The organism is Pseudofrankia coriaricola (assembly GCF_001854805.1).
Taxonomy (GTDB): Bacteria; Actinomycetota; Actinomycetes; order Frankiales; family Frankiaceae; genus Pseudofrankia.
This window is the reverse complement of record NZ_MBLO01000137.1, coordinates 1-7,812: the sequence shown is the minus strand read 5'-3', so window position 1 is coordinate 7,812 and position 7,812 is coordinate 1. Positions and strand designations below refer to the sequence as shown.

The window sequence follows — 7,812 nt, the reverse complement described above, 5'->3', positions numbered from 1 at the left end:
TCACGAAGGACGAGACGACCATCGTCGAGGGCGCTGGCGACACCGACCAGATCTCGGGGCGGGTCTCGCAGATCCGTAACGAGATCGAGAAGTCGGACTCGGACTATGACCGTGAGAAGCTGCAGGAGCGGCTGGCGAAGCTCGCGGGTGGTGTCGCTGTCGTGAAGGTGGGCGCGGCGACCGAGGTCGAGCTGAAGGAGAAGAAGCACCGGATCGAGGACGCCGTCTCGAACGCGAAGGCGGCCGTCGAGGAGGGCATCGTCGCCGGCGGTGGCGTCGCCCTGCTCCAGGCCTCGATCAGTGCCTTCGACAAGTTGGACCTCAGCGGCGACGAGCTCACCGGCGCGAACATCGTCAAGCGGGCGATGGAAGCGCCGATCCGACAGATCGCGGCGAACTCCGGGTTCGAGGGTGGCGTCGTGGTCGACAAGGTGCGCAACCTGCCGATCGGCCACGGCCTCAACGCCGCGACCGGTGAATATGTCGACCTGGTCACCACCGGCATCATCGACCCGGTGAAGGTGACCCGCTCGGCGCTGCAGAACGCCGCGTCGATCGCCGGCCTTTTCCTCACTATCGAGGTTGTCATCGCCGACAAGTCGGACTCCGCGGCGGGTGCCGAAGGGGGCGGCATGGGAGATATGGGTTTCTGACCCCGCTCTGCCTTCCTGAACGTTCGCCAGGCGAGCTCTACGCTCGCGCGCCTGCCGGTGGCTTCTGCCGGCGCTGACCGGAAGGTGAGCAGGGTGCCCCTGCGCTACGGTTTCCTCGGTACGTATCCGCCGACCAGTGCGGGCTTGCCACGTTCACCGCGGCTCTGCGCGAACAGCTGACCGGCTCCGCGCCCGGGGCGTCCAGTGGGTGGTGCGCCTGCTGGACGTGCCCGCCGCGCCGGGTTCGCCGTGGGCCGCCCCGACCCACGCCACTGCCTGAGCCCGGCCGGAACCCGGCCCATGGCGGCCTCCGCGGGGCGGGGTCAGGGGAGAGGCGTGCCGTTCAGGGCTGGCTCATGCGTGTGAAAGCGTTGCCGATATCGCAGGGGTGACAGCCCGACCTGGCGTTTGAACGCCGTGCTGAACGCACTCTCGGACGTGTATCCCAGCTTCGAGGCGAGGGCGCCGACCCGGATCTCGCCGTCGCGTAGTGCCCGCTGCGCGAGCAGCATCCGCCAGCGACCGAGGTATGTCAGGGGCGGCACCCCCGCCGCGGTCCGGAAGCGTTCGGCGAACACGGTGCGTGACATCGCCGCGGCGCCGGCGAGCTCGGCCAATGTCCAGGGCTTTCCGGGATCGGCGTGCATGAGCCCGATCGCCGGGCGCAACCGCTCGTCGGTCAGCACTCGCAGCCAGCCCGGGGGCAGCTCCGCCTGGCTGACATAGGCGCGCACCATCTCCAGCACCAGGAGCTGGACGTGCTGCCGGATCGCGAAGTCGGCCCCGATCCGGCGCGTGCGCACCTCGTCGAACACCCGATGGACGGTGCCGCGCAGGTTGGTCGCCTCGGCGGCCGACCCCCGGACGTGCCCGACAGGCGGGAGCGCCTGCAGCAGCAACTGCTGACCGGCCGGGTTGAGGTCGACTCGACCCCCGACCAGGACATCATCGATGCCAAAGTCGACATCCGCAAGATCGGTGGCGGGATCGTTCTCCTCGGGCAGGACCTCGCGGCGCGGCGCGTCACCGGTGCCGCCTTCGAGCTCCAGCCACGATCGGTTGTTCAGCACGGCGACATCTCCTGGCTCGAGGACGATCGGCGAGTCGATGCCGTCCGTGGTCAGCCGCGCATGACCAGCCACCAACGCGAAGAACTTCAGCGGCGTCCCGAGCGCCCCGCGGGAGACCCACGGGCCACGCGCGGCGAACCCGCCGGACAGCACACCACGGACCTCGACGAGATCGAACACCTCAGACAGCCAGTCCTCCGCCACCGCCGTACTATCGCAAAGAAAACAAGGACTGACGAGTATTCAGAATCCGCTCGGTGCGGCGCAGGGTGGACCCATGACGCCAAGCACCACACACAATCAGCACCCCATCGGATCCGGGTTCACCCCCGCGTCGACGGTCGACGACGTCATCGAGGGCATCGACCTCACCGGCAGGAACGTCATCATCACCGGCGGCCACTCCGGGCTCGGGCTGGTCGCCACCCGCGCTCTGGCGAACGCCGGGGCCTCGGTCACCACCGGCTCCCGCGACACCGACCGCGCGACGAAAGCCATCGCCGGGATCGAGAACGTCGAGGTCGGCCAGTTGGACCTGCTCGACCCGGCGTCGATCGATGCCTTCGTCGCCGGCTACCTCGACTCCGGCCGGCCGCTGCACATCCTGATCAACAACGCGGGCTTCCCTGGCGGCGGGATCGTGCACGACGCGCGCGGCTACGAGGCACAGTTCGCGGCCAACCACCTCGGCCACTTCCAGCTGACCCTGGGCCTGTACCCCGCACTCCGTGCGGCCGGAGGCGCCCGCGTCGTCACCACCACCTCGGGCGCCCAGCGGATGTCCGACATCCTGTGGGACGACATCCACTTCACCACCGGCCGGTACGCCCCCAGCCTCGCCTATCCCCAGTCGAAGACCGCCAACGTGCTGTTCACCGTCGAGCTGGACCGCCGCTGGGCCGCAGATGGAATCCGCGCCTACGCCCCGCACCCGGGCATCGTGCCGGCCACGGACTTCAACAGGTCGGTGGGCGCGGAGGCGCAACGCGCAATGGGTCTCATCGACGAAGCCGGTGAGCCGATCATCGACCCCGACCGCGGAAAGAAGACGCCGGAGCAAGGCGCCGCGACCATCGTGTTCGCGGCCACCAGCCCCCTGCTTGCCGACATCGGCGGCATCTACCTCAACAACAGCGACATCTCGCCACTTGACGACGACCCCAAGCCCGTCGATCTCACCGCGCCCGGCGCCGACGGGATCCCGGTCGACGTCGTACCCCACTCCATCGACCCCCAGTCCGCCCAGCGCCTGTGGGAGCTGAGCGAGCGCCTGATCGACGGTCCTTCGGCCTAACCCGCCGCAGCAGGCGGCACCGGCACCGGCACCGGCCCCGGCACCGGCACCGGCACCGGCACACCAGGATCACATTGGCGACTCGTGAAGAACCCGCTGGCGGGTCGCGACCCGCAACTCCCTGATCGTGCGCAGTCGTCGAAGGCGGGTTCCTTGGCGAGCTCGACACTCGCCGCCGCGGTCTGATCACCAGGGCCTCTCAGGTATTTGCACGCCCAGGCTCTCCGAACGTAACAGCCCCACCGGAGCCAGCCCGGTCGGTATTCGTGTGAGAGCGCAGGGCGCGGCGGGCCAGCGGGCCGAGCCTGTCGAGAAGGTCGAGGAGGACGGCGAGGCTGTCGAGGGCGCTGGTCGCGGCGTGTGCCCCATCGGGGTCGACGCCGTCGTACAGCTCTAGTCCGATGAACGCCGCGGACACGGCGCGAGCCAAGCCGGCGAGGTCGGTGACGTCCGCGAGCGGCGAGTCAGCGAACAGCCGGCGCAGGACAAGTTCGACCTCGGCCGTCCACAGCTGGAGCGCGGCGCGGACGGGCTCGGCAAGCCGAGAGTCGACCTGTGCGCCAGCGAGCAGCTGCGCGAGAACGGCCACATCGCCACGCTGGCGTTCCGTCTCGTGCAGCTCCTGGCCGAGGCGCAGCAGTTCCTTGGCTGAGCCGACGGCCGCGAACCGATCGCGGTAGTGCGCGATGCGCTCGGCGGTCGCGCTCTGACAGGCGGCGGACAGTAAGCCGTCAACGGTGCCGAAGTGATAGAAGACCAGCGCCTGGTTGACGCCCGCCGCGGCGGCGACAGTCCGCGCCGACACTCCAGCGATCCCGTGTGTTCGGATCGCCTGCAGTGCGCCCTCGATCAGTCGCTGCCTCGTAGTGGGCGCCGGGCTCCGGCTGGCAAGGTCGTCCATAGGTCCGTTCTTCCAGCAGCGGCCTTGGGCCGCTCGTGTGGGCGGCGACGCGGTACCAACCTACCGGCTCACGGATCAGTAGCAATCGAAGTCCGCCGCCCGGCTGATGGCCACGACATCTGATCTCGGCACTCCATCCGCCAGCAGAACCACCCGTCCCGGCTTCCGCGCGAGCCGATAGAGTTGAGCATACGCTCAAGAGTCGCCGCCTATGCGCGATGTCCGAGCGACCTGGATTCCACTCCCGCCGATGCTCTCCCAGGACCGCTCAGAAGTTCTGCCAGGTGAAGGGAAAACTCAAGACTTTCAGACGGCTTTCAGACGGCTGGATAGGCGCAGTCCGCTTGCTCCTATGTCAAGCGGCCGCTGTGAGCCGGGGGAGTCGTCCTGGGGAGCATCGCCGAGAAGCGCCCTGTAGACCACGTCGGAGAGTTGGCGTTTGAGGACGCGGATCGATTCGGGGGCGGTGTCGACGCTGGCGAGCCGGTCGGTGACCGGTCACGAGGTGCTTGGGGCGCCAGAGGCAGCGGGTGGGTGACTGCCAGGTCGGATCCAGCTTGTGCAGGTAGCTTGCCGTCGGCCGGCGGGGCGCCAGTGGGCCGGCTTCGGTGTGGGCCCCGTTTGGCGTCCGCGACCGCGAGCGTCTGCTCACTGCCGGCAATCCGCGGGATGGGGCGCGTGCGGCCCTCGCTACTGCCTCTACCACCGACCGGTGGCGCGGCGCAGCCGCCTTCGCATCCGGCCGGGACGGCACCGAGGGGCATGGCCGGCCGACGAGTTTGAGCGACCGGTTAAGTTCTGCTACTCTTCGTTGAGCGGATGCTCAACGAAGAAGAGGTGGCGCTTTGTCGCGCATCGAGACAAACGCTCGGACCCAGCCGCCTACGGTTCGTCGATACAGCGAGGAAAGACCGTCCCCCGGCAAGCCGAGACACAGACGCTGGCGCACGCTGGCAGCTGTTTCGTTGAGCATGTCGCTGACGGCTGCCTGCGCTGGCGCGTGCACTGGCGGCAGTGCTGGTAATCCCATCAAGCTCGGCGTCATGACCAGCATCGAAACCAATGCGGTCTCGCAGCCCTGGATCGTCCAGGCGGCCAGGATTGCCGCGGCGAAAGTGAACTCCGAGGGCGGGATCATGGGCCGGCCGATCGAGATCGTCGCGTGCGACGACCACGGTACCCCGCAGGGCGCTGCCGCGTGCTCTCAGCAGCTGTTCAACGGGGACGACGTCCTTATGACGGTCGGCAACGACGGTGCGCAGGAAGAAGCTCTCATTCCCGCTCTGGAAGCCCATAACACGATTTCCTGGGCGAGCGCCGCAGCGAGCATTTCTTCTCTCGGCAGCGACAACGTCTACACTCTCATACCGTATTTTTGGTCCCGCTCGATCCTCATCGACATGCTCCCGGAGACCACCAGGCACGTTGCCTACGTGTCGCGGTCAGACGAGATCCACGTCCGAGGGTCAGTCGAATACACCCCCATCGAACTCGCCCCGACGTCGACTGACTTCGATCGTGCCTGTGTCGACATCAGGCAGACGGGTGCCGACACCGTCTTCGCTGACGTATACCCGGACCAGGCCGCGGGTTTGCTCCAGGCGTGCGACCGAGCCGGGACCGGGAAGCTGCTGTGGGCTATGACCAGCAGCACACTGACTCCACTACTCATAGAGACGCTGACGGAGCTGGACCAGCCGAACATCGTCGCGCTCGCCTTCGGGCAACCCGCACTCGACGGCTTCGCCGCCGACGTCGCGGAGTTCGGTCCGACGATCGGCGGCATCACCAACACCGTCGCGGACACGGCCGTCAACGCCTGGCTCGGGGTCACGCTGCTCGCGGACATCATCCCTCGAGTCGGGTCAGTGGACGCCGCGAAAATCAGGGCGTGGCTCGACCGGCAGAAGGCGTTCGACACCGGCGGTGCGACGGCACCGATCGACTTCACCGCCGCGCCGATCGTGGAGAGCCTGCCTCGCATCACGAATCGTTCCGCCACCCAGGGCGAAATCCGGAACGGCGCGGTAGTCGTTACGAACCCGACGCCGTTCACGTACGGACCGCCGTCATAGCAGACCTGAACGCTCTGCTCCGAGCGCGTCCCAGTGTGCTATGTCGAGATCGTCCACGCCGCCAGCATTCCCGCTGTGCTCAGCGGTGAACACGGATGGTGACAGGCTGGGGACAGCGACGCCCCTGTAACGGGGCGTTGGGCCTACGGTTGGCCGGCCGTCGGGGCAAGACGGACGACATTCTCGGCAGGCATGGCGTCGTGCAAGGATTGCGTTTCCGCGACGTTGGACCCGTCCACACCCTGCGGGCGCCGTCGACTCAAGGACGCCAGCGCGGCCAACGCCCGATGGTCGCTCCCGGTTCTGGCGCCCCGCCCTCCTCGCTCCTCACTCCGCCGCCATGCATGAGGACGACCGCGCGGTCGGTCGCGGCAGGGCGCTACGAACGTGGCCGTGGCGGTGGCCAGCGCTCGGCGAGCAGGTCGGCGCGGCCAGCGTGTACGACGTGCTCGCCGCCGCCCGGACGCTGCCCGCGGGTGTCCGTCCCACTCGTACCGGTCACGGCCGGTCTGCTGGCCTTTCCGCTCTTGGCGCCAGCCATCGTCGACATCGCCCGTCCATGCACCTGGCCTCGGCGGGCGCGGGGCCTGTCGCGTGGCTGGTCGGGCACTCGTCGATCGACGCCTCGGTCACGTAGCGGAAGGTTCGGATGTGTGCGGACAGGCGCGGTCAGCGACTCTGGAACAGAAGGGAGTGACGTGTCGCGCTACATGGGGCCCCGCTACCTGTCTGGGGCTGTCGAAGGAGGGCGCCCGGCCGCCTCGATGCGTGCGCCGGCCGGGACCGAGCCAGCGCACGGGTCGGTGGCGCGCTCGGATGGAACGGTCAGCGAGCGGACGTTCTGGTGGCTGGCTGGCGGTACCGCGCTGCTGTATGTGGGAGCGCTCGTACCGCTGATCTTCCTTTCTGGACGGCCGCGGGTGGTGTTCCAGGGTGCTGCCTTTGTCGCCTGCAGCGTGTTCGCGGTGGTCGTGGCTGGTGTCGCCATCGTGCGCAGCCATGGCGTCGAGCGCCGCTGGCGGCTGCTGCTGAGCAGTGCTCTGCTCTCGGCGGTGGGTGGGTCGATCGACTGGATCATCACCTGGCTGGTCGTGGACCACTCCTCGGTCACGCTGGACGCCGCCGACCTGGCATACCTTGTGCCTCCGCTGCTGGCCTTGTTCGGCCTGTTGAGCATTCCGATCCGGCCGGATGAGAGGCCGGCCGGGCAGCGCGCACCTCCGCTCGAGGACGAGGACGGGCCACATGCCGCGGTGGTGGTGGTCGCGCTGGACAGCCTGATGATCGTGGTATCGATGTTCCTGATCGCCTGGGTCACGGTGCTGGAAGACATCACGGCCAGCGGGTTGAGCGGATGGCCGTTCGCGCTGGCTGTCGCCATACCGCTGAGCGGGACGTTGCTGATCGTGGTCGCCGTCCTGCTGCTGACGTTCCGAAGGCCCCGCAACGGCCGGGCGCTCTGGCTGGTGACCGCCAGCCTGGTTCTCTTCGCCGTGTCGGAGACGGCGTTGATCTACCTGGCCGCGCGCGGGCCGTTCGCGGTCGACGACACGGCGCTGTACTGGATCGGCACCGTCCTCGCCCCGCCGCTGCTCGCGCTGGCGATGGTGGTCCCACTGGGACCGGCCACGAGGCGACAGGCACGGCCAGACCACGACCGCGGCCACGCGGAGCTGTCCCTGTGGGCCCATGCCTACCTGCCGTACCTGCCGCTGGGCGTCGCGTCCCTGCTCGTCGTCGTGCCCGCCGCACGGGGGGAGGCCCTACAGGGCCTTACTCTGCAGCTCTCGATCGCCCTCGCCACGCTCGTCGCGATCCG

General features: G+C 68.6%; 6 protein-coding genes and 1 pseudogene. 4 read left to right on the top strand and 3 right to left on the bottom strand.

Features of this window, described 5'->3' with window-relative positions; translation table 11 throughout:
* Positions 1-653: TCP-1/cpn60 chaperonin family protein (locus BCD48_RS19675; RefSeq protein WP_274536554.1), on the top strand; the 653-nt coding region annotated here is incomplete at its 5' end.
* A gap of 323 nt (positions 654-976) precedes the next feature.
* On the opposite strand, the gene BCD48_RS19670 is transcribed toward BCD48_RS19675, so the two are convergent.
* Positions 977-1,927 (bottom strand): AraC family transcriptional regulator, encoded by a 951-nt coding sequence (locus BCD48_RS19670; RefSeq protein WP_071049901.1) that lies wholly within the window; start codon positions 1,925-1,927, stop codon positions 977-979.
* Positions 1,928-2,000: 73 nt separating this feature from the next.
* On the opposite strand from BCD48_RS19670, the gene BCD48_RS19665 reads away from it, so the two are divergent.
* Positions 2,001-3,017 (top strand): SDR family NAD(P)-dependent oxidoreductase, encoded by a 1,017-nt coding sequence (locus BCD48_RS19665; RefSeq protein ID WP_071049900.1) that lies wholly within the window; start codon positions 2,001-2,003, stop codon positions 3,015-3,017.
* Between the two features lie 199 nt (positions 3,018-3,216).
* On the opposite strand, the gene BCD48_RS19660 is transcribed toward BCD48_RS19665, so the two are convergent.
* Complete coding sequence (locus BCD48_RS19660) at positions 3,217-3,918, bottom strand: TetR/AcrR family transcriptional regulator (protein ID WP_071049899.1); 702 nt, start codon at positions 3,916-3,918, stop codon at positions 3,217-3,219.
* A gap of 971 nt (positions 3,919-4,889) precedes the next feature.
* On the opposite strand from BCD48_RS19660, the gene BCD48_RS19655 reads away from it, so the two are divergent.
* Positions 4,890-5,993 (top strand): ABC transporter substrate-binding protein, encoded by a 1,104-nt coding sequence (locus tag BCD48_RS19655; RefSeq protein ID WP_083418909.1) that lies wholly within the window; start codon positions 4,890-4,892, stop codon positions 5,991-5,993.
* Positions 5,994-6,372: 379 nt separating this feature from the next.
* On the opposite strand, the gene BCD48_RS54955 is transcribed toward BCD48_RS19655, so the two are convergent.
* Positions 6,373-6,495: a hypothetical protein gene (locus BCD48_RS54955; RefSeq protein ID WP_274536553.1), complete on the bottom strand. Its 123-nt coding sequence runs from the start codon at positions 6,493-6,495 to the stop codon at positions 6,373-6,375.
* 196 nt (positions 6,496-6,691) lie between these two features.
* Between BCD48_RS54955 and BCD48_RS19645 the strand changes: the two are divergent.
* Positions 6,692-7,812: pseudogene (locus tag BCD48_RS19645) on the top strand (GGDEF domain-containing protein); the annotation flags it as partial.

Bases quoted from the DNA above. Each gene is read 5' to 3' on its own strand.
- BCD48_RS19660 (WP_071049899.1), bottom strand. From the start codon at position 3,918: ATGGACGACCTTGCCAGCCGGAGCCCGGCGCCCACTACGAGGCAGCGA.
- BCD48_RS19665 (WP_071049900.1), top strand. From the start codon at position 2,001: ATGACGCCAAGCACCACACACAATCAGCACCCCATCGGATCCGGGTTC.
- BCD48_RS19655 (WP_083418909.1), top strand. From the start codon at position 4,890: ATGTCGCTGACGGCTGCCTGCGCTGGCGCGTGCACTGGCGGCAGTGCT.